The 24,403-nt window shown below is 70.8% G+C and carries 20 protein-coding genes and 2 pseudogenes; 9 read left to right on the top strand and 13 right to left on the bottom strand.

Annotated features, from left to right (window positions below; translation table 11 throughout):
- Window positions 1-469: pseudogene (locus EBH09_RS26805) on the bottom strand (ATP-binding protein); the annotation flags it as partial.
- Between the two features lie 266 nt (window positions 470-735).
- Between EBH09_RS26805 and gabT the strand changes: the two are divergent.
- Window positions 736-2,070, top strand: a complete 1,335-nt coding sequence (gabT, locus tag EBH09_RS26800; protein WP_121749437.1) for a 4-aminobutyrate--2-oxoglutarate transaminase — start codon at window positions 736-738, stop codon at window positions 2,068-2,070.
- Window positions 2,071-2,564: 494 nt separating this feature from the next.
- Entirely contained in the window at window positions 2,565-3,251 is a 687-nt protein-coding gene (locus EBH09_RS26795) for a phosphatase PAP2 family protein (protein WP_121749436.1), read from the top strand.
- Here EBH09_RS26795 and EBH09_RS26790 read toward each other — a convergent pair.
- From EBH09_RS26790 to EBH09_RS26755, 8 genes are all read right to left on the bottom strand, one after another.
- The gene (locus EBH09_RS26790; RefSeq protein ID WP_121749435.1) at window positions 3,190-5,004 is read right to left on the bottom strand and encodes a glycoside hydrolase family 18 protein; all 1,815 of its coding nucleotides are present in this window, start codon (window positions 5,002-5,004) and stop codon (window positions 3,190-3,192) included. The genes EBH09_RS26795 and EBH09_RS26790 overlap by 62 nt on opposite strands.
- Before the next feature lie 87 nt (window positions 5,005-5,091).
- A complete protein-coding gene (locus EBH09_RS26785; RefSeq protein WP_121749434.1) occupies window positions 5,092-5,568 on the bottom strand; it encodes a hypothetical protein in 477 nt (158 codons plus the stop codon).
- Window positions 5,569-5,700: 132 nt separating this feature from the next.
- Window positions 5,701-7,128: an FAD-dependent oxidoreductase gene (locus tag EBH09_RS26780; protein WP_121749433.1), complete on the bottom strand. Its 1,428-nt coding sequence runs from the start codon at window positions 7,126-7,128 to the stop codon at window positions 5,701-5,703.
- A 40-nt stretch (window positions 7,129-7,168) separates the two neighbouring features.
- Entirely contained in the window at window positions 7,169-7,969 is an 801-nt protein-coding gene (locus tag EBH09_RS26775; RefSeq protein WP_121749432.1) for an ABC transporter permease, read from the bottom strand.
- Window positions 7,970-8,899 carry an ABC transporter permease gene (locus EBH09_RS26770; RefSeq protein ID WP_121749431.1) on the bottom strand — a complete coding sequence of 310 codons (930 nt, stop codon included), beginning with the start codon at window positions 8,897-8,899 and terminating at the stop codon, window positions 7,970-7,972.
- Window positions 8,899-10,059, bottom strand: a complete 1,161-nt coding sequence (locus EBH09_RS26765; protein ID WP_121749569.1) for an ABC transporter ATP-binding protein — start codon at window positions 10,057-10,059, stop codon at window positions 8,899-8,901. Before EBH09_RS26765 ends, EBH09_RS26770 begins: the two co-directional genes overlap by 1 nt.
- 5 nt (window positions 10,060-10,064) lie before the next feature.
- The gene (locus EBH09_RS26760) at window positions 10,065-11,312 is read right to left on the bottom strand and encodes a spermidine/putrescine ABC transporter substrate-binding protein (protein WP_121749430.1); all 1,248 of its coding nucleotides are present in this window, start codon (window positions 11,310-11,312) and stop codon (window positions 10,065-10,067) included.
- Window positions 11,313-11,367: 55 nt separating this feature from the next.
- The gene (locus tag EBH09_RS26755; RefSeq protein ID WP_121749429.1) at window positions 11,368-12,903 is read right to left on the bottom strand and encodes a gamma-aminobutyraldehyde dehydrogenase; all 1,536 of its coding nucleotides are present in this window, start codon (window positions 12,901-12,903) and stop codon (window positions 11,368-11,370) included.
- A 202-nt stretch (window positions 12,904-13,105) separates the two neighbouring features.
- Here EBH09_RS26755 and EBH09_RS26750 point away from each other — a divergent pair, with 202 nt between their 5' ends.
- Window positions 13,106-13,702 carry an NADAR family protein gene (locus EBH09_RS26750; protein WP_193776547.1) on the top strand — a complete coding sequence of 199 codons (597 nt, stop codon included), beginning with the start codon at window positions 13,106-13,108 and terminating at the stop codon, window positions 13,700-13,702.
- Window positions 13,703-14,028: 326 nt separating this feature from the next.
- Here the strand turns inward: EBH09_RS26750 and EBH09_RS26740 are convergent, their stop codons facing one another.
- Window positions 14,029-14,634 (bottom strand): DUF4190 domain-containing protein, encoded by a 606-nt coding sequence (locus tag EBH09_RS26740; protein ID WP_238697454.1) that lies wholly within the window; start codon window positions 14,632-14,634, stop codon window positions 14,029-14,031.
- A 452-nt stretch (window positions 14,635-15,086) separates the two neighbouring features.
- On the opposite strand from EBH09_RS26740, the pseudogene EBH09_RS26730 reads away from it, so the two are divergent.
- From EBH09_RS26730 to EBH09_RS26720, 3 genes and pseudogenes are all read left to right on the top strand, one after another.
- Window positions 15,087-16,288 (top strand): annotated as a pseudogene (locus EBH09_RS26730) (adenosine deaminase).
- 14 nt (window positions 16,289-16,302) lie between these two features.
- A complete protein-coding gene (locus EBH09_RS26725) occupies window positions 16,303-17,049 on the top strand; it encodes a glycerophosphodiester phosphodiesterase (RefSeq protein ID WP_121749568.1) in 747 nt (248 codons plus the stop codon).
- 124 nt (window positions 17,050-17,173) lie between these two features.
- On the top strand, window positions 17,174-18,334 hold the full coding sequence (locus EBH09_RS26720) for a serine hydrolase domain-containing protein (RefSeq protein WP_121749424.1): 1,161 nt from the start codon (window positions 17,174-17,176) through the stop codon (window positions 18,332-18,334).
- Here EBH09_RS26720 and EBH09_RS26715 read toward each other — a convergent pair.
- The 3 genes from EBH09_RS26715 to EBH09_RS26705 form a co-directional block, all read right to left on the bottom strand.
- Window positions 18,312-18,866, bottom strand: a complete 555-nt coding sequence (locus tag EBH09_RS26715; RefSeq protein WP_193776562.1) for an HXXEE domain-containing protein — start codon at window positions 18,864-18,866, stop codon at window positions 18,312-18,314. The genes EBH09_RS26720 and EBH09_RS26715 overlap by 23 nt on opposite strands.
- Before the next feature lie 16 nt (window positions 18,867-18,882).
- A complete protein-coding gene (locus tag EBH09_RS26710) occupies window positions 18,883-20,073 on the bottom strand; it encodes an extracellular solute-binding protein (protein ID WP_121749422.1) in 1,191 nt (396 codons plus the stop codon).
- A 177-nt stretch (window positions 20,074-20,250) separates the two neighbouring features.
- On the bottom strand, window positions 20,251-21,690 hold the full coding sequence (locus tag EBH09_RS26705; RefSeq protein ID WP_121749421.1) for a gamma-aminobutyraldehyde dehydrogenase: 1,440 nt from the start codon (window positions 21,688-21,690) through the stop codon (window positions 20,251-20,253).
- A 263-nt stretch (window positions 21,691-21,953) separates the two neighbouring features.
- On the opposite strand from EBH09_RS26705, the gene EBH09_RS26700 reads away from it, so the two are divergent.
- The 3 genes from EBH09_RS26700 to EBH09_RS26690 all read left to right on the top strand — a co-directional run.
- A complete protein-coding gene (locus tag EBH09_RS26700) occupies window positions 21,954-22,469 on the top strand; it encodes an Lrp/AsnC family transcriptional regulator (protein WP_121749420.1) in 516 nt (171 codons plus the stop codon).
- 2 nt (window positions 22,470-22,471) lie between these two features.
- On the top strand, window positions 22,472-23,845 hold the full coding sequence (locus tag EBH09_RS26695) for an aspartate aminotransferase family protein (protein ID WP_121749419.1): 1,374 nt from the start codon (window positions 22,472-22,474) through the stop codon (window positions 23,843-23,845).
- 193 nt (window positions 23,846-24,038) lie between these two features.
- The coding region (locus EBH09_RS26690; RefSeq protein ID WP_121749567.1) for an ATP-binding cassette domain-containing protein at window positions 24,039-24,403 on the top strand (365 nt) is incomplete at its 3' end.

Here is a 24,403-nt window from a genome sequence, read left to right as displayed (position 1 = left end):
CGAGTCTGCCGACGCCGACCATGATCATGCCGGCGATCAGAACGTAGTAGGCGTAGACGACCACGACCGAGCCGAAGCTGTGCGGCTCGGCCCAGGAGTCCGGGATCATCGCGTACAGGGGCAGCAGCCACCAGCCGCCCAGGTAGCCGTTCCACAGCAGCGACCAGATCAGCCAGCCGACGAGGAACGCGATCACCGCCCCGCTCAGCAGCTGCCGCCCCGGCACCCGCTCGGGCTCCTCCTCCGGCCGCGGCCGGTGCCCGAACCGCCACACGCCGGGCAGCGCCTCCGGGCGCGGGGTGCGCAGCCAGGACAGGAACGCGGAGCCGTCGGGCAGCGGCGGCACGCCCGGCGTCCCCGGCGCCCGCACCGGTCGCGGCGGCACCGGCGGCACCTCGGGAGGCCCCGCCGGACGCGGCACAGGATTCGCATGCGTACCCCGCGCGTCCCGGTTCCCGTCGCTGTCCATCGCCCTTGCCCCCTGACCAGCCGCTCCGTCCACCATCAGCGAGCCAATCTAACGCCCTCCCAAGGGGAGTTCACCGCTTACGCGGCCGGGCCCGCATCGACGTGTCCATATGTCGCCACGTCCACCACATGTCCATCGCGGACAACCGACAACGCCGACAACGCCCACATGGAGCATGCCAGCCTCCCTCTCCCGGTCCTAGCCTGCGAGAAAAGAAGGCAAGCGTCCGTAAGATCCCACAGATCGCGCAAGACCCAGGAGCCCCCATGACCGCACTTCCGCAGGAGCGCCGCGTCGTCACCGCCATCCCCGGCCCGAAGTCGCAGGAGCTGCAGGCCCGCCGCACGGCCGTGGTCGCGCAGGGTGTGGGCTCCGTCCTGCCCGTCTTCACCGCGCGCGCGGGCGGCGGCATCATCGAGGACGTCGACGGCAACCGCCTGATCGACTTCGGTTCCGGCATCGCCGTGACCTCCGTCGGCGCTTCCGCCGAGGCCGTCGTACGCAAGGCGTCCGCGCAGCTCGCCGACTTCACCCACACCTGTTTCATGGTGACGCCGTACGAGGGCTACGTCGCCGTCGCCGAGGCGCTGGCCGAGCTGACGCCGGGCGACCACGCCAAGAAGTCGGCCCTGTTCAACAGCGGCGCCGAGGCCGTCGAGAACGCCGTCAAGATCGCGCGTGCGTACACCAAGCGGCAGGCGGTCGTCGTCTTCGACCACGGCTACCACGGCCGGACCAACCTGACGATGGCGCTGACCGCGAAGAACATGCCGTACAAGCACGGCTTCGGTCCGTTCGCGCCCGAGGTGTACCGCGTTCCGGTCGCATACGGCTACCGCTGGCCGACCGGCGCCGAGAACGCCGGTCCGGAGGCCGCCGCCCAGGCCATCGACCAGATCGCCAAGCAGGTCGGCGCGGAGAACGTGGCCGCGATCATCATCGAGCCGGTGCTCGGCGAGGGCGGCTTCATCGAGCCGGCCAAGGGCTTCCTGCCCGCCATCAGCCAGTTCGCCAAGGACAACGGCATCGTCTTCGTCGCCGACGAGATCCAGTCCGGCTTCTGCCGCACCGGCCAGTGGTTCGCCTGCGAGGACGAGGGCATCGTCCCGGACCTGATCACCACGGCCAAGGGCATCGCGGGCGGTCTGCCGCTCGCCGCCGTCACCGGCCGCGCCGAGATCATGGACGCCGCGCACTCCGGCGGCCTCGGCGGCACCTACGGCGGCAACCCGGTGGCCTGCGCGGGCGCGCTCGGCGCCATCGAGACGATGCGGGAGCTGGACCTCAACGCCAAGGCCAAGAACATCGAGGCGGTCATGAAGTCCCGCCTCACCGCCATGGCCGAGAAGTTCGACATCATCGGCGATGTCCGGGGCCGCGGCGCGATGATCGCCATCGAGCTGGTGAAGGACCGCGACACCAAGGAGCCGAACCCGGAGGCGACCGCCGCACTCGCCAAGGCCTGCCACGCCGAGGGTCTGCTGGTCCTGACCTGTGGCACCTACGGCAACGTGCTGCGCTTCCTGCCGCCGCTGGTGATCGGCGAGGACCTGCTGAACGAGGGCCTCGACATCATCGAGCAGGGCTTCGCCCGCATCTGAGCGAGCACGTGAGGGGCACCCGGGCGAGCGTGTGAAGGGGCACTCGAACGAGCGCGTGCGCGAGCACCCGAACGCGCATCTGAGCCGCGTTTCGCACGCCTGACGCGGCGAACCGCAGAGCGTGTGAAGAACGTGTGCGGGGTGGATGGCAGGACGCCGATGCCCCTGTCCTGAGCCCACCCCCTGTCGTAGGTTCTACGCAGATGAGAGATACACCCCGCCCACAGGGGACTGTGGGCGGAATCTCAGGCCGAGGCCTCCCCAGCTTCGACCTGGTCGTGCCTCGCGCACACAACCGGAGCCCAAGGGTTCCGGGTCTCCTCACCGATCGGACAGTCGCCCGCCCCAAACCCCCCGGGGCGCGCGGCGTTCCGGTCAGGACGACCGCCTCGGCACCCGGGACGGTGGTTCACCGAAGGGCCGGCACACTCCCCCCCTTGTGCCGGCCCTTCGGTGTTCGCGCGCACGTCGACGGGCCTGGGAAGCTGGGCGTCATGCCCGTCTCGCCTCCTCGCGCGCTGTCCGCCCTCCTCGCGCTGCCCGTCCTCCTCTTCGCCCTGATCACCTGGCAGGTCCTCGCCGACGGCCCGCTGATCGGGGTGGACGAGCGGCTGAGCAGGGTGCTCGTCCACCCGGACCGGCTCTCCGAGCTGCTGGCCGACCTCGGCAACGTGCAGGTGGCCGTGCCCGTCCTCGCCGTCGCGCTGGCGTACGCCGCGTGGCGGGGCCGCGCCGGAGGCATGGACCGCTGGTGGCTGCCGCCTCTCGCCGGGGCACTGGCGATGGTCCTGGTGCCGGCGCTGGTCGCGCCGCTGAAGGCGTGGACCGACCGCCCCGGCACCCCGGCGGTGCCGCCGGCCGTCGGCTACTACCCCTCCGGTCACACCGCCACCGCGGTCGTCGCGTACGGCGCGGCGACGCTGCTGCTTCTCGGGCCGCTGCGCTCGCCGGCCGTGCGCCGCGTGCTCGTCGCGCTCTGCGCGGTCCTCGTCCTCGGTGCCTCCTACGGGCTGGTGCGCCGGGGCTACCACTGGCCGCTGGACGTGGTGGCCAGCTGGTGCCTGGGCGCGGTGCTGCTGACCGCGGTCGCGCTGGCGGCCGGCCGCACCGCGCCGCCGGTCACCCGAAGTACGCGTCGAAGTTCCTCTGGAACTCCCAGTTCGAGTAACGGTCCCAGTTGATCGACCACGTCATCAGGCCGCGCAGGGCCGGCCAGGTGCCGTGGGTCGCGTAGGAACCGCAGTCGGTCTTCTTGGTCAGGCAGTTCAGGGCCTTGGTGACCTCGGCCGGGGAGACGTGGCCGTTGCCGGCGTTGGTGGAGGCCGGCATACCGATCGCGACCTGGTCCGGGCGCAGCGGCGGGAAGACGTTGCTCGCGTCGCCGGCGACCGGGAAGCCGGTGAGCAGCATGTCGGTCATGGCGATGTGGAAGTCGGCGCCGCCCATGGAGTGGTACTGGTTGTCGAGGCCCATGATCGGCCCCGAGTTGTAGTCCTGGACGTGCAGCAGGGTCAGGGCGTCGCGCAGGGCGTGGATGACCGGGAGGTAGGCCCCGGCGCGCGGGTCCTGGCCACCCCACTTGCCCGTGCCGTAGTACTGGTGGCCGAGCTGGACGAAGAAGGTCTCCGGAGCCATGGTCAGCACGAAGTCGTCGCCGTACTCGGCCTTCAGGGTCTTCAGCGCCGAGATGAGATTGACGATGACCGGGGTCTGCGGGTTCTTGAAGTCGGTGTCGTCGGCGTCCAACGACAGCGAGTGGCCCTCGAAGTCGATGTCGAGGCCGTCGAGGCCGTACTCGTCGATGATCTTCGAGACGGAGGAGACGAAGGTGTCACGGGCCGCCGCCGTCGTCAGCCGCACCTGGCCGTTCTGGCCGCCGATGGAGATCAGCACCTTCTTGCCGGCCGCCTGCTTGGCCTTGATCGCCGCCTTGAACTCGGCGTCGCTCTCCACGTTCGGGCACTCGGCGACGGGACAGCGCTCGAAGCGGATGTCGCCGGAGGTGACCGAGGTCGGCTCGCCGAAGGCCAGGTCGATGACGTCCCAGCTGTCGGGTACGTCGGCCATCCGCGTGTAGCCGGAGCCGTTGGCGAAACTGGCGTGGAGGTAGCCGACCAGGGCGTGGGCCGGGAGGTCGGAGCCCCCGCCGCCGTCCGAGCCCTCCGTGGTGGTCGCCGTGACCGTGGCCGACCGCGCGGACTCACCCGCGTCGTTGACCGCGGCGACCTGGAAGGCGTACGCCGTCGAGGGGGTCAGGCCGGTGACGGTGGTGGAGGTGCCGGTGACCGTGCGGACCTTGGCGCCGTCGCGGTAGACGGCGTAGCTCGTGGCGCCCGGGACGGGTGACCAGGACAGGGCGACGCTGGAGGAGGTGACGGAGCCGGTCGTCAGGCCGCCGGGGGCCGACGGGGGCTGACCCGCCTCCCCGCCCGGGCCGGTCAGTGAGATGTCGTCGGCGTGGTAGGCGCCGGTGCCGTACCAGCCGTGGGTGTAGATCGTGACCCTGGTGGTGGACGGGCCGGTGCGGAAGGTGGTGGTGAGCTGCCGCCAGTCGGGGGCGGACTGGGCCCAGGTGGAGACGTCGGTGGTGCCGGTGCCGCTCGCGCCGAGGTAGACGTAGGCGCCGCGGACGTGGCCGGACAGGGTGTACTGGGAGTCCGGTTTCACGGCCACCGTCTGCGCGCAGCGGGCGTTGTCGGCGCCGGCCGGGGTGGCCTTCAGGGCGGAGGTTCCGCTGTGGACGGGCGAGGTCACGGTCGTGCCCGCCGTGCAGGTCCAGCCGTCCAGGGCGGACTCGAAACCGCCGTTGCGGGCGAGGTCCGCGTCGGCCGCACGGGCGGCCGACGAGAGCGCGGTCATGCCGGACGCGGCGAGCGCGGCGGCGGTGAGCAGTGTGACGAGGGGGCGACGGGCGAGCGGTCTGGAGCGTCCCACAAGTGCCTCCGGACATGGGGGAGATGAGGAGGATGGAGCGCGCCCAACTTGGTCCAGACCAATTCCGTTGTCAACCCCTCGCGCACCTCACCCGCCGCCGTCCTCCACCGCCAGAGTCGCCGCCGCCTCGTGCATGGCCAGTTCGAGGAGCGACGGATCGGTGAGGGTGCCGGTCCCGTCCGGCGGGATCAGCCAGCGGACTCCGCCGGACGACCGGCGCGCCGGGTACGCCGGAGCTGCCGGGTACGGCACCACGATCCAGGTACCGGGCCCCGCCGTGCGGACCCCGGTGCCCAGCCAGCGGGCCGCCGTGCCGGCCGGCACGAAGAAGCCCGTGCGCGCGTCGCCGAAGTCGGCGAGCACCGGGCCGGGCTGGTCCAGGACGCGGGAGAGCACGTCGAGGGTCGGACAGCCGAGCCTGCCCGGCAGGATGAGCACGTCCCAGGCCTTGCCGGCGGGCAGCAGCGCGACTCCCAGGGGGTTGCGCTCCCACTCCCGCCGGCAGGACTCGGGATCCGGTGCGACGGATGCCAGCCACGCGACCGCCGTCTTCGCACCAGGCATGTGAAGACCTCCCTCTCACTCGTGGACGCGGGGTGCGTCACGAAGGAGAGGGAGGTCTCCCGGCAGGCATTACGCGGGTTGCGGCGCCTCGTTGGGGTGAACCGGGTCACACGCCCGCGACCGGCACGCGGCTCAGCTGTCGAAGCCGAGCCCCAGCTTGTCCATGGTCCGCAGCCACAGGTTGCGCCGGCCGCCGTGCGCGTCCGCGCGGGCCAGCGACCACTTGGTGAGCGCGATGCCGGTCCAGGCGAAGGGCTCGGGCGGGAACGGCAGCGGCTTCCTGCGGACCATCTCCAGTTCGGTGCGCTCGGTGCGCTCGCCCGAGAGCAGGTCGAGCATCACCTCGGCGCCGAACCGGGTGGCGCCCACACCGAGGCCGGTGTACCCGGCCGCGTACGCCACCTTTCCCTGGTGCGCGGTGCCGAAGAACGCCGAGAAGCGGGAGCAGGTGTCGATCGCGCCGCCCCAGGCGTGCGTGAAGCGCACACCCTCCAACTGCGGGAAGCAGGTGAAGAAGTGCCCGGCGAGCTTGGCGTACGTCTCCGGGCGGTCGTCGTACTCGGCGCGCACCCGGCCGCCGTACGGGTAGATCGCGTCGTAGCCGCCCCACAGGATCCGGTTGTCGGAGGAGAGCCGGAAGTAGTGGAACTGGTTGGCGCTGTCCCCGAGGCCCTGCCGGTTCTGCCAGCCGATCGACGCGAGCTGCCCGTCGGTCAGCGGCTCGGTCATCAGGGCGTAGTCGTAGACCGGGACGGTGTACGAGCGCACCCGCTTGACCAGGTTCGGGAAGATGTTGGTGCCGAGCGCGACCGTGCGGGCGCGGACGCCGCCGTACGGGGTGCGTACGGCCATGCCGGCGCCGTACGGCTTCAGGGTGAGCGCCGGGGTGTTCTCGTGGACGCGGACGCCGAGATCGAGGCAGGCGCGCTTGAGGCCCCAGGCGAGCTTGGCGGGGTTGACCATGGCCACGCCCCGGCGGTCGTACAGGCCCGCGCGGAAGGTCGGGGAGTCGACCTGTTCCCGTACGGCCTCGGCGTCCAGGTACTGGACGCCGTCGGCGAGGCCCTTGGCGCGGATCTCCTCGTACCAGTCCTTGAGCTCCCTGGCCTGGTACCCCTCGGTCGCGACGTCGATCTCGCCGGTGCGTTCGAAGTCGCAGTCGAGGGAGTAGCGGGCGACCGCCGCCTCGATCTCGTCGAGGTTGCGGGCGCCCAGCTCCTCCAGCCGGTGGATCTCGTCCGGCCAGCGGGTGAGGCCGTTGGACAGGCCGTGGGTGAGGGAGGCGGCGCAGAACCCGCCGTTGCGGCCGGAGGCGGCCCAGCCCACCTCGCGGCCCTCCAGCAGCACCACGTCCCGCCCCGGGTCGCGCTCCTTGGCGATCAGGGCGGTCCACAGTCCGCTGTAGCCGCCGCCGACGACCAGCAGGTCGCAGGTGTCGGCGCCGGTCAGGGCGGGCTGCGGGCGGGGGCGGCCGGGGTCGTCCAGCCAGTACGCGACCGGCTGGGCGTCGGAAAGGGATTTCATCCAGTCGTTGCTGCGGCTCATGGCGCTCGGGGCCATGATTTCAACTCCCTACTGATGCACTGATGCACTGGTGCGTTTACGCCTTGCGGCGATTTCGGCGGTTGCCGATGACCATGGAGGCCAGAACGAACAGTACGGCGATGACGAACATGGCCGTACCGACGACGTTGATCTGGACGGGCGTTCCGCGCTGGGCCGATCCCCAGACGAACATGGGGAACGTGACGGTGGAACCCGCGTTGAAATTCGTGATGATGAAATCGTCGAAGGAGAGCGCGAAGGCGAGCAGCCCGCCGGCGGCGATGCCGGGGGCGGCGATGGGGAGCGTGACCCGTACGAAGGTCTGGAAGGGACCGGCGTACAAGTCCTGCGCCGCCTGCTCCAGCCTCGGGTCCATCGACATCACGCGCGCCTTGACGGCCGTCACGACGAAGCTGAGGCAGAACATGATGTGGGCGATCAGGATCGTCCAGAAGCCCAGCTGGGCGCCCATGTTGAGGAAGAGGGTGAGCAGCGAGGCGGCCATCACGACCTCGGGCATCGCCATCGGCAGGAAGATCAGCGAGTTGATCGCGCCGCGTGCCCGGAAGCGGTAGCGGACCAGCGCGAAGGCGATCGCCGTGCCGAGAGCGGTGGCGCCGAGCGTCGCCCAGAAGGCGATCTGGAGGCTCAGCGACAGGGAGCCGCACAGTCCGGCGACACCGCACGGGTCCTTCCAGGCGTCCGTGGAGAACTGCTGCCATTCGTAGTTGAAGCGCCCGTTCGGCTTGTTGAACGAGAACACCGTGACGATGACGTTGGGCAGCAGGAGATAAGCGAGCGTCAGCAGTCCGGCGATCACGACCAGATTGCGCTTGCACCAGTTGACGAAGGCCATTTAAACCAGATCCTCCGTCCCGGACTTGCGAATGTAGATGGTGACCATGGCGAGAATCGCGGCCATCAGAATGAAGGAGAGCGCCGCCGCCGTCGGATAGTCCAGGACGCGCAGGAACTGGGACTGGATCACATTGCCGATCATGCCGGTGTCGGCGGAACCCAGCAGGGACGCGTTGACGTAGTCGCCGGTCGCCGGGATGAAGGTGAGCAGCGTCCCGGAGACGACGCCCGGCATCGACAGCGGGAAGGTGACCTTCCGGAAGACCGTGGAGGGCCTCGCGTACAGGTCCCCCGCCGCCTCGTGCAGCCGTCCGTCGATGCGTTCCAGCGACGTGTACAGCGGCAGGATCATGAAGGGCAGGAAGTTGTACGTCAGACCGCAGACCACCGCGAGCGGTGTGGCCAGCACGCGGTCGCCGGCCGTCCAGCCGAGCCAGCTGGTGACGTCCAGGACGTGCAGCGTGTTCAGGGCGCCGACGACCGGTCCGCCGTCCGCGAGGATCGTCTTCCAGGCCAGGGTGCGGATCAGGAAGCTGGTGAAGAAGGGCGCGATCACCAGGATCATGATCAGGTTGCGCCAGCGGCCCGCGCGGAAGGCGATCAGGTAGGCGAGCGGATAGCCGAGCAGCAGGCAGAGCACGGTGGCGGAGGCGGCGTAGGCGACCGAGCGGAGGAACTGCGGCCAGTACTCGGACAGCGCGTCCCAGTAGGTGGCGACGTGCCAGGTGACCTTGTAGCCCTCCTCCAGGGAGCCCGTCTGCACGGACGTGGAGGCCTGGTAGATCATCGGCGCCGCGAAGAAGACGACCAGCCACAGGATGCCGGGCAGCAGCAGCCAGTACGGCGTCCAGCGGCCCCGCTTGCGCGGCGGCTTCTTCTCCGGTGCGGTCGGGGACAGCGGCGGTGGCGCCTCGGTGAGGGTGGACATCAGGCGGCCTCGCCCTCGGCCACGCCCGCGTCGATGTCCTGGTCGGCGCCCAGACCGAAGGTGTGCGCTGGGTTCCAGTGCAGGACGACGTCGGCGCCGGGCGCGAGGCGGGCGTCGCGGTCGATGTTCTGCGCGTACACCTCGAACTCGGGGCAGGCCGCGCAGTCGACCACGTACTGCGTGGAGACACCGATGAAGCTGGTGCTGCTGATCCTGCCGGTGATGCGGTTGCGGCCCTCGGGGATGGAGCCGGCGTCGTCCGCGTGGGTGAGGCTGATCTTCTCCGGGCGTACGCCGACCAGGACCTTGCCGCCCGCCCGGGCCGGCGCGGAACAGCGGGCTCCGGGCAGGACCAGCTTGTCGCCGGCGGCCTTCACCACGACGTCGTCGCCGCTGCGGGTGTCGACCTCGGCCTCAATGAGGTTGGAGGTGCCGAGGAAGTTGGCGACGAAGGTGGTCTGCGGGTTCTCGTAAAGGTCGGCGGGGGCGCCCAGTTGCTCGACCCGGCCGGCGTTCATCACGGCGACCTGGTCGGCCATGGTCATGGCCTCCTCCTGGTCGTGCGTGACGTGTACGAAGGTGATGCCGACCTCGGTCTGGATGCGCTTGAGCTCCAGCTGCATCTGGCGGCGCAGCTTGAGGTCGAGGGCACCGAGCGGTTCGTCGAGGAGCAGCACCTTGGGGTGGTTGATCAGGGCGCGGGCGACCGCGACGCGCTGCTGCTGGCCGCCGGAGAGCTGATGCGGCTTCTTGCGTGCCTGCTCGCCGAGCTGGACGAGGTCGAGCATCTCCCCGACCTGCTTCTTCACGCTCTTGATGCCGCGCCGGCGCAGGCCGAAGGCGACGTTCTCGAAGATGTCGAGGTGCGGGAAGAGGGCGTAGGACTGGAAGACCGTGTTCACGGGCCGCTTGTACGGCGGGAGGGCGGTCACGTCCTGGTCGCCGAGGTGGACGGTGCCGCCACTGGGCTCCTCCAGTCCGGCGATCATGCGCAGGGTGGTGGTCTTGCCGCAGCCGGAGGCGCCGAGCAGGGCGAAGAAGGAGCCCTGGGGCACGGTCAGGTCGAGCGGGTGCACGGCGGTGAAGGAGCCGTAGGTCTTGCTGATGCCGGAGAGGCGGACGTCGCCGCTGTGCTCCGTCGCATCTGTCTTCGTCGTCATCGTCGTCACGCCCCAGTGAGCTTCGCGAACTTTTCTTCGTAGGCCGTCTCTTCCTTCGGGCTCAGTGAGCGGAAGGCACGGGACTGGGCCTGCATGGCCTTGTCGGGAATGATCAGCGGGTTGTTCGCCGCGTCCGGGTCGATCTTCGCGAGCTCCGCCTTCACGCCCTCGACGGGACAGACGTAGTTGATGTAGGCGGCGAGCTGCGCGGCCGGGCCCGGCTCGTAGTAGTAGTCCATGAGCCGTTCCGCGTTCGTCTTGTGCCGCGCCTTGTTGGGGATCAGCATGTTGTCGCTCGACGTGATGTACCCGCTGTCCGGGATGACGAAGTCGACGTCCGGGTTGTCCGCCTTGAGCTGGACGACGTCCCCGGCCCAGGCCAGACAGGCCGCGAAGTCGCCCTTGGTGATGTCGGCGGTGTAGTCGTTACCGGTGAAGCGGCGTATCTGGCCGCGGTCGACGCCCTTCTGGAGCCGGGCGATCGCCGCGTCGTAGTCGTCGTCGGAGAATCGGCCCGGGTCCTTGCCCATGTCCAGCAGCATCATGCCGACGGTGTCGCGCATCTCGGTGAGGAAGCCGACGCGTCCCTTGAGCTTCGGGTTGTCGAGCAGGTCGGAGACCGTCTTGACCTCGATGCCGTCCAGCGCCTTCTTGTTGTAGGCGATGACGGTCGAGATGCCCTGCCAGGGGTAGGAGTAGGCGCGACCCGGGTCCCAGTCGACGTCGCGGAACTGGGGTGACAGGTTGGCGAAGGCGTGCGGCAGGTTGGCCGGGTCCAGTTTCTGGACCCAGCCGAGGCGGATCAGGCGGGCGGCCAGCCAGTCGGTGAGGACGACGATGTCGCGTCCGGTCTCCTGGCCCGCGGCGAGCTGCGGCTGGATCTTGCCGAAGAACTCGCTGTTGTCGTTGATGTCCTCGGTGTACTTGACCTTGACGCCGGTGCGCTTGGTGAACGCGTCCAGTGTCGGGTGCCGCTTGCCGCTGTCGTCGACGTCCATGTACTCGGTCCAGTTGGAGAAGGAGACCTCCTTCTCCTCCTTCGACCGGTCCTCGGCGGAGACACCGCCCTCGGTCTTGCCTGCCGCCGGGATGCCGCAGGCGCTCAGCGTCCCGAGTCCGCCGACCGCGAGCGCGCCGCCCGCGGAGGCGCGCAGCAGTGAGCGGCGGGTGAGGGCGGCCCTGCCGCTGGTGAAACTGCGCCGCATGGCGGCCACTCGGGCCGGGGACAGGCGGTCGGGCTCGTACTGCCTCATGCGCGTGGTTGCCCTTTCGGGTGGGTCGGCCGTGGTCGGCGGCCTTTCGTTGTGGCTATCGGTCCCCGAAGACGGTGCGGTGCCAGTCCTTGGCCGCCACCGCGGTGTTGTCGAACATGACGTGCTTGACCTGCGTGTACTCCTCGAAGGAGTAGGCGGACATGTCCTTGCCGAAGCCGGACGCCTTGTATCCGCCGTGCGGCATCTCGCTGATGATCGGGATGTGGTCGTTGATCCACACGCAGCCCGCCTTGATCTCGCGGGTGGCGCGGTTCGCCCGGTAGACGTCCCGGCTCCACGCGGAGGCGGCGAGCCCGTACGGCGTGTCGTTGGCCAGCCGGATGCCCTCGTCGTCGGTGTCGAAGGGCAGGACGACCAGGACCGGCCCGAAGATCTCGGACTGGACGACCTCGCCGTCCTGCGTGGTGTCGGCGATGACGGTGGGCCGGTAGTAGGCGCCGTCCCTCAGGTCGCCCTGCGGTGCCTCACCGCCGGTCACCACGCGCGCGTAGGAGCGCGCCCGGTCGACGAAGCCGGCGACGCGGTCCCGCTGGACGTGGCTGACCAGCGGTCCGAGGTCGGTGCCCGGGGCGAAGGGGTCGCCGACCCGGACGGTGTCCATGAGGGCGGCGGTCTTCTCGACGAACGCCTCGTACAGAGGCCGCTGCACGTACGCGCGCGTGGCGGCCGTGCAGTCCTGGCCGGTGTTGATGAGCGCCCCCGCGACCGCGCCGTTGACGGCGGCGTCGAGGTCGGCGTCGTCGAAGACGAGGAAGGGCGCCTTGCCGCCCAGCTCCAGGTGCAGGCGCTTGACGGTGGCCGTGGCGACCTCGGCGACGCGCTTGCCGACGGCGGTGGAGCCGGTGAAGGAGGTCATGGCGACGTCCGGGTGACCGACGAGGTGCTCGCCCGCCTCCCTCCCCGTGCCGGTGACGATGTTGATGACGCCGTCCGGGATGCCGGCCTCGGTCGCGGCCTGGGCGAACATCAGGGAGGTCAGCGGGGTGATCTCGGCGGGCTTCAGCACGATGGTGTTGCCCGCGGCGATCGCCGGGAGGATCTTCCAGGCGGCCATCTGCAGGGGGTAGTTCCAGGGCGCGATGGACCCGACGACGCCGATCGGCTCGCGGCGCACGTACGAGGTGTGGTCGCCGGAGTACTCCCCCGCCGACTGGCCCTGGAGAAGGCGGGCGGCACCGGCGAAGAAGGCCGCGTTGTCGACCGTGCCCGGCACGTCGAACTCGCGGGTCAGCTTCAGTGGCTTCCCGCACTGCAGGGACTCGGCGCGGGCGAAGTCCTCGGCACGGTCGGCGAGCACGGCGGCGAACCGGTGCAGGGCGTCGGAGCGCTCGCCGGGGGTGGCACCGGCCCAGCCGGGGAACGCCTCACGGGCGGCGGCTACGGCCGCGTCGACGTCGTCGGTACCGGCGAGTTCGTAGGTGAGGACGTCCTCGCCGGTCGCCGGGTCGACGACCGTGTGCGTACGTCCGAAGGTGCCCTTCGTCAGACGGCCCGCGATGTACTGGGCCCCGTCCGCGAAGCGGTCCTGGGCCGGGAATCGGTCCGGGGTGGCGTTGCCCGGGTTGTGCATGTCGGCTCTCCTCGGTCTCCCCGTGGTGGGGGCCGGCGTGGCTCAGGCTCGATGTGAGTGCCGATCCTGACAGAGCACTAGGCCTCCAACAAGTGATTCCGTTGTTGCCATTTGGTTACGCGACGGAATCTGTCGACCAGGTGTCGAGTCGCCACGGAAAAGGTCGGACGGAGTGTCAGTGGCGCGTGCCAGACTCGCGTGCATGGAGAAGACCACGGGGGTGCGGGATTCCGGGGCGTTGGAGATCATCGACAGCAGGGAATCGCTGATCGGGCAGGTCCGGGCGGGTGCGCGGATCAAGTACCTCTGCTTCTGGGGGCACCGGCCGCTCCCGGACGGCCGGATCGGGCCGAGCTGTCTGAGCCAGTGGTGGCCGTCGCCGTTCACCGTGGCCGGGGTGGAGTACGCGACCGCGGAGCACTGGATGATGGCGGGCAAGGCCCGGCTCTTCGGCGACGCGGAAGCCGAGCGGCGGGTGCTCGCGGCTGATCATCCCGCGGAGGCGAAGAAGGCGGGACGGCTGGTGCGCGGCTTCGACGAGACGGTGTGGGAGCGCGAGCGGTTCCGGATCGTCGTCGAGGGCAGCGTCCACAAGTTCGCCTCGGACCCGGCACTGCGCGCGTTCTTGCTGAACACGGGCGAGAGGGTGCTGGTGGAGGCGAGCCCCGTGGACCGGGTGTGGGGCGTCGGCCTGACCGCGGACGACGAGGCGGCGACGGACCCGGAGCGGTGGCGGGGGCCGAACCTGCTGGGCTTCGCGCTGATGACGGCACGGGGGCGGCTGCGGTCGGGCGGGTGAGCTCGGGCGGCCTTCTGGGACTGATGCCGGGGGAGCGTGGGGCCCGCCGGGCCGTCGGGGCGTAGGCCCGTCGGCCGTGCGGATCGATTGGCGGTGTGGGGCGGCGGCCGGAAGCGGCAGGTCGGCGAGACCCGGCGACGGACGGCCGGGCGGGCGGGCCGCCACGGGGGGCGGCAAGGGGGGAGGCCCGGGAGGTGAGATCGGCAGGCGGACGCAGGGGTGGCCCCGGCGCGCGGCGCGATGTCTGGGCTCGGGATCGGGACTCCGGGGTCGAAGCCCCGGGCTACGGGCTCAGGGCTCCGTGGTCGCGGCTCAGCCCTCCGGGCTCAAGGCGCGAAGATGACCAGCAGCCCGAAGCCGATGCCGAGGGCGATGCCGACGATCGCGCAGATGATGCCGGCCAGGGCCTGGCCTCCGTTGGTGGCCTCGCCCCGACCGGCCTTGGCACGGCCGAGCCCGCCGAAGATGACACCGAGGACGCCCAGGACGATCGCGAGCGGCCAGAGGCAGAAGCCGACGGCCGCGACGATGCCGAGGACCAGGCCGGCCGTGCCCATGCCGTTGCTCGGCATCGGCGCCATGCCGGGCCAGCCGAAGTAGCCCTGCGGCTGCGCACCGGGGTACCCGCCCGGGCCGCCCGGGTGTCCGTACCCGCCCGGGCCGGGGTAGCCGTAGGGGACCTGACCGGGACCTTCGGGCGCGATGGGCGGCGGCGGGACCGCCGCCCCGTCCTGCACATACGGCGGCGTCGCGGCCGGGGGCGCGAAGGGGTTGGGCGCACCGGTGGCGGCTGCCGGGCCCGGGGGCGCGAAGGGATTCGGCGCACCCGTAGCGGGGGCAGTCGGTCCCGGCGGTGCGAAGGGGCCGGCGGGGCCGTTCGCCGGCGTCGCGGCGGCCGGGGCTGCCCACGGCGGGGTGTCCATGGCCGGCATGGACGTGACCGTCTGCTGGTCGTGAACGGACGGGGCCGACCACGGAGCGGGCCCGCCCGCCGCGAGGGTGGCCCCGGGACCGCCGTCGGGCGTCGGCACGGCATCGTCCACCGGCGGCGCCCATGGGTCTGACCCCGGCCCGGGCATCGCCGAGGGCCGGTCCTCGAAGCCCGGCCCAGGATGTGACGGCGACGGGGACAGGGGCGGGGACGGCTGGACGCCCGAAGCCTCCGGCGTACGAGACCCGCTCGGCATGCCCGGCTTGTCGAGGCCGACCCCGGGGACCACGTCCGCGACGCCCTCGGCGTGCCCGTCGGCCGGCGCCACCCACGCGTCACCGGTACCGGCACCAGGTGGCGCCGGCCGGGGCGCGGGATCGTTCCCCTGGGCTTCCGGCGTGTGCGCGTCGGCTCTCGGCGGTTGCGCTTCGTCGGGCATGGGAGGGCCCCCCTCTGTCGAACGTCCCGTCATGCTACGGCCCGTCGTCACCCGGCACGGGCCCGGCCTACGATGATCCCGAGTCACCGATCAGCCGATCACCCGCGCCCGGCCGGCCCGCACCGGCCCGGGGCGCCGTTGTGGGGAGGAACCCTTGACCGAGCACCTCGTCGACCCCGACGTCCCGCGAGACCTGCACGCCTTCATCGCCGGACTGCCCAAGGCCGAACTGCACGTCCACCACGTCGGCTCCGCCTCCCCGCGCATCGTCTCGGAACTGGCCGCGCGCCACCCCGACTCCAAGGTCCCCACCGACCCCGAGGCCCTGGTCGACTACTTCCAGTTCACGGACTTCGCCCACTTCATCGACGTGTACCTGTCCGTCGTCGACCTGATCCGCACTCCGGAGGACGTCCGGCTGCTGACGTACGAGGTGGCCCGTGACATGGCCCGGCAGCAGGTGCGGTACGCCGAGCTGACCATCACGCCGTTCTCCTCCACCCGGCGCGGCATCGACGAGGGCGCCTTCATGGCCGCGATCGAGGACGCCCGCAAGGCGGCCGAGGCCGAGTTCGGGACCGTACTGCGCTGGTGCTTCGACATTCCGGGCGAGGCCGGTACGGAGGCCGCCGAGGAGACGACGCGGCTCGCCACCGACGACCGGGTGCGCCCCGAGGGCCTGGTCTCCTTCGGCCTCGGCGGACCCGAGATCGGGGTCGCGCGGCCGCGGTTCAAGCCCTACTTCGACCGGGCGATCGCCGCCGGGCTGCACTCGGTGCCGCACGCCGGCGAGACCACCGGCCCTCAGACGGTGTGGGACGCCCTGAACGACCTGCGCGCCGAACGCATCGGGCACGGCACCAGCTCGGCGCAGGACCCGAGGCTGCTGGCGCACCTCGCCGAGCGGCGCATCCCCCTGGAGGTGTGCCCGACCTCCAACATCGCCACCCGCGCGGTACGCACCCTGGACGAGCACCCGATCAAGGAGTTCACGCGCGCCGGTGTCCTGGTGACCATCAACTCCGACGACCCGCCGATGTTCGGCACCGACCTCAACAACGAGTACGCCGTCGCCGCCCGGCTCCTCGACCTCGACGCAAGGGGCCTCGCCGACCTGGCGAAGAACGCGGTCGAGGCCTCGTTCCTGGACGTGCCGGGCAAGGCGCGGATCAGCGACGAGATCGACACGTACACCTCCGCCTGGCTCTCCTCCTGAACCGGGTGACCACCATGAGTCCCGCACGCGACCTGACCGCCGTGGCCCACCGCGGCGACCCGTACCGCTGCCGCGAGAACACCATCGAGTCGCTGCGCTCCGCGCTCGGCCGCGGCGCGGACGCGGTCGAGACCGACGTACGGCTCACCCGCGACGGCGTGCCCGTGCTGCTGCACGACGAGACGCTGAAGCGGCTGTGGCTGCACGACCGGCCGCTGCGTTCCCTGTCGGCCGAGGAGGTGCGCGGGCTGACGGCGGGCAGGGTGCCGACGCTCGCCGAGGCGCTGGCCGCGACCGACGGCAGCCGGCTGATGCTGGACCTGCCGGGCGGGCCGGGCGAGCGGGCGGTGCGGCGCATCGTGGACGTCGTCCGGGAGTGCGGGGCCCAGGACCGCGTGTACTACACGGCGGGCGCCACGGCCATGCTCGCCGTGCGCGCCGCCGACCCCGCCGCCGAGATCGCCATGACCTGGACGACGGCGGCGCCGCCGCGCCCCGCGCTGCTCGCGGCGGTGCGGCCGCGGTGGCTGAACTACCGGTTCGGGCTGGTGAACAAGGCCTTGGCCGAGCGGGTCCACGGTGACGGCTGCCTGCTGTCGGTGTGGACCCCGGACACCCGGCGCTCCATGCGCCGGCTGATCGCGCTGGGCGTCGACTCGATCACCACCAACCGCATCGACACGCTGTGCGCGCTGCGCGACGCCGGACGGAGCCACCCCGGTCCCGTAAGGGGTGCCCCGCACAACTCCCGTCCCTCGTAGGGGGATTCCCTGAGTCCGGCTGCGGGGCGGACACCCTACTCACCGACGATCCGCCATGGGGCGCGGCGCACAAGGATGATCAACGATCCTTCCGCCGCAACCGCCTTCACCCCTGGAGCAGTCGATGCGTGCCCGTACCCACTCCGTTCTCGCCGCCTCCGTCGTCCTCGCCCTGGCCGCGGGCCCGTTGGCGGCCCCGGCCTTCGCCGCGCCGCCCGCCGCGGCTGCCCGCTCCGTCGGCCAGGACGGGCCGAACGAGGAAGCGCTGCGCGCCGCCCTCGACGGGCTCCCGAACCAGCACGCCACCGCCGCCCTCGTGCGGGTCGACGACCCCGACGGCGACTGGCACGGCAGCGCGGGCGTGCGCGACCTGGCCGGCGACCGGCCGGCACACCCCCATGCCCGCTTCCGGGCCGGTTCGGTCACGAAGGTCGTCACCGCCGCCACCGTCCTGCGGCTCGCCGCCCAGGACCAGATCGACCTGGACGCGCCCGTGCAGGGCTACCTCCCCGACTTCTTCACGCCGGAGTTCGAGCAGCCGATCAGTGTCCGCCAACTGCTCAACCACACCAGCGGCATAAAGCCGGGCGACGCTCTCGGCGACGACTTCGCGGAGGTGTACGCGCACCGCTTCGAGACCCTCACCCCGCAGCAGGTCGCGGCGTCGGCGATCGCCAAGGGACCGGAGGACTTCACCCCGGGGACGCGGCAGCAGTACCGGAACATCAACTACACGATCCTCGGCCTGCTGATCGAGAAGGTGACGGGGCACTCGTACGCCTCCGTGGCCACCCGCCTGGTCCTGCGCCCGGCCGGCATGCGCCACACGTACTTCCCCGGCACCGACCCCCGCATCCGCGGCCCGCACAACCGGGGCTACCAGGCGGTGCAGCAGCCGGACGGCACGACGCGGCTGGTCGACGTGACCGAGTGGAACCAGGCGGACCGCTGGGCGGCCGGCGACATGATCTCCACCACCGCCGACCTGGAGAAGCTGCTCACCAAGCTGTTCCGGGGAAAGATCGTGCCGCAGCCGGAGCTGGAGGAGATGTTCACGACCCCGGCAGGCGTCCCGGGCGCACAGCGCAGCGCGGGGCTGGAGTACATGGAAGTCGACGGCAAGGTCTTCTGGGGCAAGTCGGGGTCCCGCTACGGATACAGCGCCGTCATCGGCGGCACCCGCAACCTGAGCCGCACCCTCGTCTACTCGGTCAACGCCACGGACGCCAAGAGCGCGGAGCGGAACCCGGTCCTCGACGCGATCACCTTGGCCGCGCTGAAGTAGCCCCCGTCAGCCGCCGCGCCACCACGTGCGCACCCGCCACCGTCGCTCCCGCGAGGCCGAACCCCACGGCGAGGTCGCGCGGGCGCGTGGCGCGCAGGACACCGGCGCGGCGCAGCCGGTGGCGGGCCCAGAGGGTGAACGGGACGACGACGAGGGGCGAGGTCGCCGCCCCGGGCGTGTAGCCGCGCACCAGCCCCGCCTGGGCGAGGTGGACCACGCCGTGCAGACCGAAGGCGTTGAGCGCGCTCTGGTACGCCGCCGACCGGCCGCCGGTCAGCCGGCCCGCGGCGGACGCGGAGGCCACGACCGCGGCCATCACCCCCACCGCGACGGCGAACTCCCGCCCGTCGGCCGGCTCGGCCCGCCGCCACACGGCCTCCGGCACGGTGGGGAACCGCTCGCGCAGGGCGGGCAGGTTGCGCCGCCACCAACCCGGTACGGTCGCCAGTTCCTCGGCGTCGTGCAGCGCCCAGGCGGCCAGCAGACCGAACGTGACCGCCGCCCCCACCTTTTCATCGCCCGGTGAATTCATCACACCGGCCAGTCTGCTACACCCCCACGATGCCGTTCCACCGCTTCGCGAACTCCGACCGCTCCCCCGCCGCGATGTCCCGCGCGATGGCGAGCCGTTCGCGCATCGCCGCGTCCGGGAAGATCAGCGGGTCCTCGGCCAGGGCGGCGGTCTCCTCGTCGTCGGAGGAGGCGAGTACGTCCCGTGCGGCCGGGACCGGGCAGACGTAGTTGACCCAGGTGGCCAGCTCGGCGGCGACCTCGGGCTGGTAGTAGTGGTCGATCAGCCGCTCGGCGTTGGCCTTGTGGCGGGCCAGGTTCGGGATCATCAGGGACTCCGACCACAGCTCGGCGCCCTCCTCCGGGACGACGAACTCGATGTCCGGGTCGTCCGCCTGGAGCTGGATCACGTCACCGGAGTAGGCCTGGCAGGCCAGGACGTCCCCGCTGGAGAGGTCCTTGATGTAGTCGTTGCCGGTGAAGCGGCGGATCTGACCCTTGGCCACCTGCTTCTCCACCTGGTCGCAGACCGTGTGGAAGTCGTCCGCCGTCCAGTCGGTGATGTCCACACCGTTGCCCTGCATCAGCAGCGCGAACGCCTCGTCCATGCCGGACAGCAGGGTCACCCGGCCCTTGAGGTCCCCCGCCCACAGGTCGGACACGTGCCGGATCTCCCGGCCGAGCCTGCGGCGGTTGTAGGCGATGCCGGTGATGCCCGACTGCCAGGGCACGGTGAACTCACGGCCCGGGTCGAAGGCGGGCGAACGCAGCAGCGGGTCGAGGTACTCGGTGACGTTCGGCTGGCGGGAGCGGTCCATCTCCTGCACCCAGCCGAGCCGGACGAACCGCCCGCACATCCAGTCGCTGATGACGATCAGGTCGCGGTCCGTGGGCTGGTGGTTCATCAGGGACGGGCTGATCTTGCCGAAGAACTCGTCGTTGTCGTTGATCTCCTCGATGTACTCGACGGAGATGCCCGACCGCTTCTCGAACGCCTCAAGCGTGGGCCGCCGGCTGGGGTGCTCGTCGTCGGTGTCGATGTACAGCGGCCAGTTCGCCCAGGTCAGCCGTTGCTCGGTGGCGGACCGGTCGGTCGCGGCGCGGTCGCCCGGCGCGACGTACGCGGCGGGCACTCCGCAGCCGGCCAGCGCGCCGAGTGCGGCGGAGCCGCCCAGGCCGCGGAGCAGGGTCCGGCGGGAGAGCGTGGGCGTCTTCGAGAGCAAGGGCATGGCCGCAGGATCCCGCGCCCGCACTGCCAGGGACAATCGACGCTGCGTCGAGCGCCTCCGCCCAGGCCCGACACCCTGTCGACCGGGGCGAGTTCACGGTGCGCACGCGGCGCGGCCCCGGACGGGACTCCCGTCCGGGGCCGCGCGCACACCGGGTGCGTCACACGTCCAGGCGCGTCACGCGTCCAGCGACGTCATCACGTGCTTGATCCGGGTGTAGTCCTCGAAGCCGTACCCCGACAGGTCCTTGCCGTAGCCGGACTTCTTGAAGCCGCCGTGCGGCATCTCGGCGACCAGCGGGATGTGGGTGTTGATCCACACGCAGCCGAAGTCCAGCTTCTTGGACATCCGCATGGCGCGGCCGTGGTCCTTGGTCCACACCGAGGAGGCCAGCGCGTACTCGACGCCGTTGGCCCACTCGACGGCCTGGTCCTCGTCGCGGAAGGACTGGACGGTGATGACGGGGCCGAAGACCTCGTTCTGCACGATCTCGTCGTCCTGCTTGAGGCCCGAGACGACGGTCGGGGCGTAGAAGTAGCCCTTCTCGCCGACCTGATGGCCGCCCGCCTCGACCTTGGCGTGGGCGGGAAGACGCTCGATGAACCCGACCACCTGCTTGAGCTGGTTGGGGTTGTTGAGCGGGCCGTACATGACGTCCTCGTCGTCCGGCTGGCCGGTCTTGATCTCGGACGCGGCCTTCGCGAGCGCGCTCACGAACTCGTCGTGGACCGACTCGTGGACCAGCACGCGAGTGGCAGCGGTGCAGTCCTGGCCGGCGTTGAAGTAGCCCGCCTCCGAGATACCCTCGACGGCCTTGGGGATGTCGGTGTCCTCGAAGACGACGACCGGCGCCTTGCCGCCCAGCTCCAGGTGGACGCGCTTGAGGTCCTTCGACGCCGACTCGGCGACCGACATGCCGGCCCGCACCGAGCCGGTGATGGAGGCCATCGCCGGGGTCTCGTGCTCGACCATCAGACGGCCGGTGTCGCGGTCGCCGCAGACGACGTTGAAGACGCCCTTGGGCACGATCGAGCCGATGATGTCGGCCATCAGGGCCGTGGACGCCGGCGTGGTGTCCGAGGGCTTCAGGACGACCGTGTTGCCCGCGGCGAGCGCCGGGGCGAACTTCCACACGGCCATCATCATCGGGTAGTTCCACGGCGCGACCTGCGCGCAGACGCCGATCGGCTCGCGGCGGATCATGGAGGTCAGGCCCTCCATGTACTCACCGGCACTGCGCCCCTCCAGCATCCGCGCCGCGCCCGCGAAGAAGCGGATCTGGTCGACCATCGGCGGAATCTCCTCGGAGCGGGTCAGCCCGATGGGCTTGCCCGTGTTCTCCACCTCGGCCGCGATAAGTTCCTCGGCCCGCTCCTCGAACGCGTCCGCGATCTTCAGCAGGGCCTTCTGCCGCTCGGCCGGGACCAGGTCCCGCCAGGCCGGGAAGGCCGCGGCGGCGGCCGCCATGGCGGCGTCCACGTCCGCCTGCCCGGACAGGGGGGCGGTCGCGTAGGCCTCTCCCGTGGCGGGGTTGACCACCTCGGTGGTCCGTCCGTCGGCGGCGTCCCGGAACTCACCGTCGATGTAGTTGCGCAGACGACGCAGCTCGGTGCTCACTGCCGGCCCTCCAAGTTCGGTTTCCATCAGGTCTCCCGGTGTTCGGATCTCACAGCTGCCGACCGTCCGCAGTCGGCTGTCGGCTGTCGGCTGTCGGCTGTCAGCTGTCAGCTGTCAGCTGTCCGAACACTGAGACACCCACCCTAGACGGAGACCCGACGTTTTCAACACCCCCGGCCGCTCCAGGGTTGCGAAATCCGTAGACTCTGACCTCGTAGACAACGAATTTCATCGATCCGGCCTTGCGAAACTATCGATACGTCGTGCACAGTGAAGTCGTGGCCAGTCGAAGCGCAGACCAGAAGGACTCCCGCGAGTCCAGGAACGGCGGTCCCCAGTTGGACGCCGTCTCCCTCGCCATCATCGAGCAGCTCCAGGAGGACGGCCGCCGGCCGTACGCCGCCATCGGCAAGGCCGTGGGCCTGTCGGAGGCTGCCGTGCGCCAGCGCGTCCAGAAGCTGCTCGACCAGGGCGTGATGCAGATCGTCGCCGTCACGGACCCGCTCACCGTGGGGTTCCGCCGGCAGGCGATGGTCGGCGTCCGTGTCGAGGGCGACGTGGAGTCCGTCGCCGACGCGGTGACGGCCATGTCCGAATGCGAGTACGTGGTGATGACCGCGGGCTCCTTCGACCTGATGGTGGAGGTCGTCTGCGAGGACGACGACCACCTTCTGGACGTCATCAACAAACGCATCCGGGCCGTGCCCGGAGTGCGCTCCACCGAGAGCTTCGTCTACATGAAGCTCAAGAAGCAGACCTATATGTGGGGAACCCGATAATCGTGAGCACCGACAGCCCCAAGGACCTCAGCAGGACCGCGTACGACCACCTGTGGATGCACTTCACCCGCATGTCGTCGTACGAGAACGCCCCCGTCCCCACCATCGTCCGCGGTGAGGGCACCCACATCTACGACGACAAGGGCAAGCGCTACCTCGACGGTCTCGCCGGCCTGTTCGTGGTCCAGGCCGGACACGGCCGCACGGAGCTTGCCGAGACCGCCTCGAAGCAGGCGCAGGAGCTCGCCTTCTTCCCGGTGTGGTCCTACGCCCACCCGAAGGCCGTGGAGCTGGCCGAGCGCCTGGCCGACGAGGCCCCCGGCGACCTCAACAAGGTCTTCTTCACCACCGGCGGCGGTGAGGCGGTCGAGACCGCCTGGAAGCTGGCCAAGCAGTACTTCAAGCTGACCGGCAAGCCGACCAAGTACAAGGTCATCTCCCGCGCGGTCGCCTACCACGGCACCCCGCAGGGCGCCCTGTCCATCACCGGCCTGCCGGCCCTCAAGGCCCCCTTCGAGCCGCTCGTCCCGGGCGCGCACAAGGTGCCGAACACCAACATCTACCGCGCCCCGCTCTTCGGCGACGACCCCGAGGCCTTCGGCCGCTGGGCCGCCGACCAGATCGAGCAGCAGATCCTGTTCGAGGGCCCGGAGACCGTCGCGGCCGTCTTCCTGGAGCCCGTGCAGAACGCCGGCGGCTGCTTCCCGCCCCCGCCCGGCTACTTCCAGCGGGTACGCGAGATCTGCGACCAGTACGACGTACTGCTCGTCTCGGACGAGGTCATCTGCGCCTTCGGCCGCCTCGGCACGACCTTCGCCTGCGACAAGTTCGGCTACGTCCCGGACATGATCACCTGCGCCAAGGGCATGACCTCGGGCTACTCCCCGATCGGCGCCTGCATCATCTCGGACCGCCTGGCCGAGCCGTTCTACAAGGGTGACAACACCTTCCTGCACGGCTACACCTTCGGCGGCCACCCGGTCTCCGCCGCGGTCGGCATCGCCAACCTCGACCTGTTCGAGCGCGAGGGCCTCAACAAGCACGTGCTGGACAACGAGGGCAACTTCCGCGCGACCCTGGAGAAGCTCCTCGACCTGCCGATCGTCGGCGACGTCCGCGGCAACGGCTTCTTCTACGGCATCGAGCTGGTCAAGGACAAGGCCACCAAGGAGTCCTTCAACGACGAGGAGACCGAGCGGATCCTGTACGGCTTCCTGTCGAAGGCGCTCTTCGACAACGGCCTGTACTGCCGGGCCGACGACCGCGGCGACCCGGTCATCCAGCTCGCCCCGCCGCTGATCTCCAACCAGGAGACCTTCGACGAGATCGAGCAGATCCTGCGCGCCACGCTGACGGAGGCGTGGACGAAGCTCTGATCATCCTTCTGGAAGATCATCACCGGCCCCGGTGCCGCCCGTTCGAGTGAGAACGGCGGCCCGGGGCCGCGTGCTGTCCGGCTTCCCCCGCGGCGACTCCTTACCGTGCCCAGTGACCGATCGGCCCCGCCTTCGTTCCCCCGGAAGAGGGACTTGACCGGGGAAATACGGATCAGAACCGAGGTGTACGCCCATGGAGGCCCCGCCGGACAACGACGTGCTCTGGGCCCGCGCCCTGCGCTACCAGCACCACGACGGCTCCCCCGCGCTTCAAGGCGTGTCGCTCGGCGTCCGCGAGGGCGAGATCCTCGCCGTGAGCGGCCCGCGCGGCAGTGGCAAGACCACGCTGCTGCGGTGTCTGTCCGGGCTGGTCCGGCCGCAGGACGGCGAGGTGTGGTTCAACAGTGTGCCGATGCACACCATGGGCCCGCTCGGCCGCGAGCGACTGCGCCGCGACCGCTTCGGCTGGATCGACCCCGCCCCCGTGCTGGTGCCGGAGCTCAACGTCTGGGAGAACGCCGCCCTCCCCCTCATGCTGCGCGGCGTCGGCCGACGCCG

This window comes from Streptomyces sp. E2N166 (genome assembly GCF_003671715.1).
Classification (GTDB): Bacteria; Actinomycetota; Actinomycetes; order Streptomycetales; family Streptomycetaceae; genus Streptomyces; species Streptomyces thinghirensis.
The sequence above is the reverse complement of the archived record's forward strand: the minus strand, read 5'-3'. Positions and strand labels throughout refer to the sequence as shown.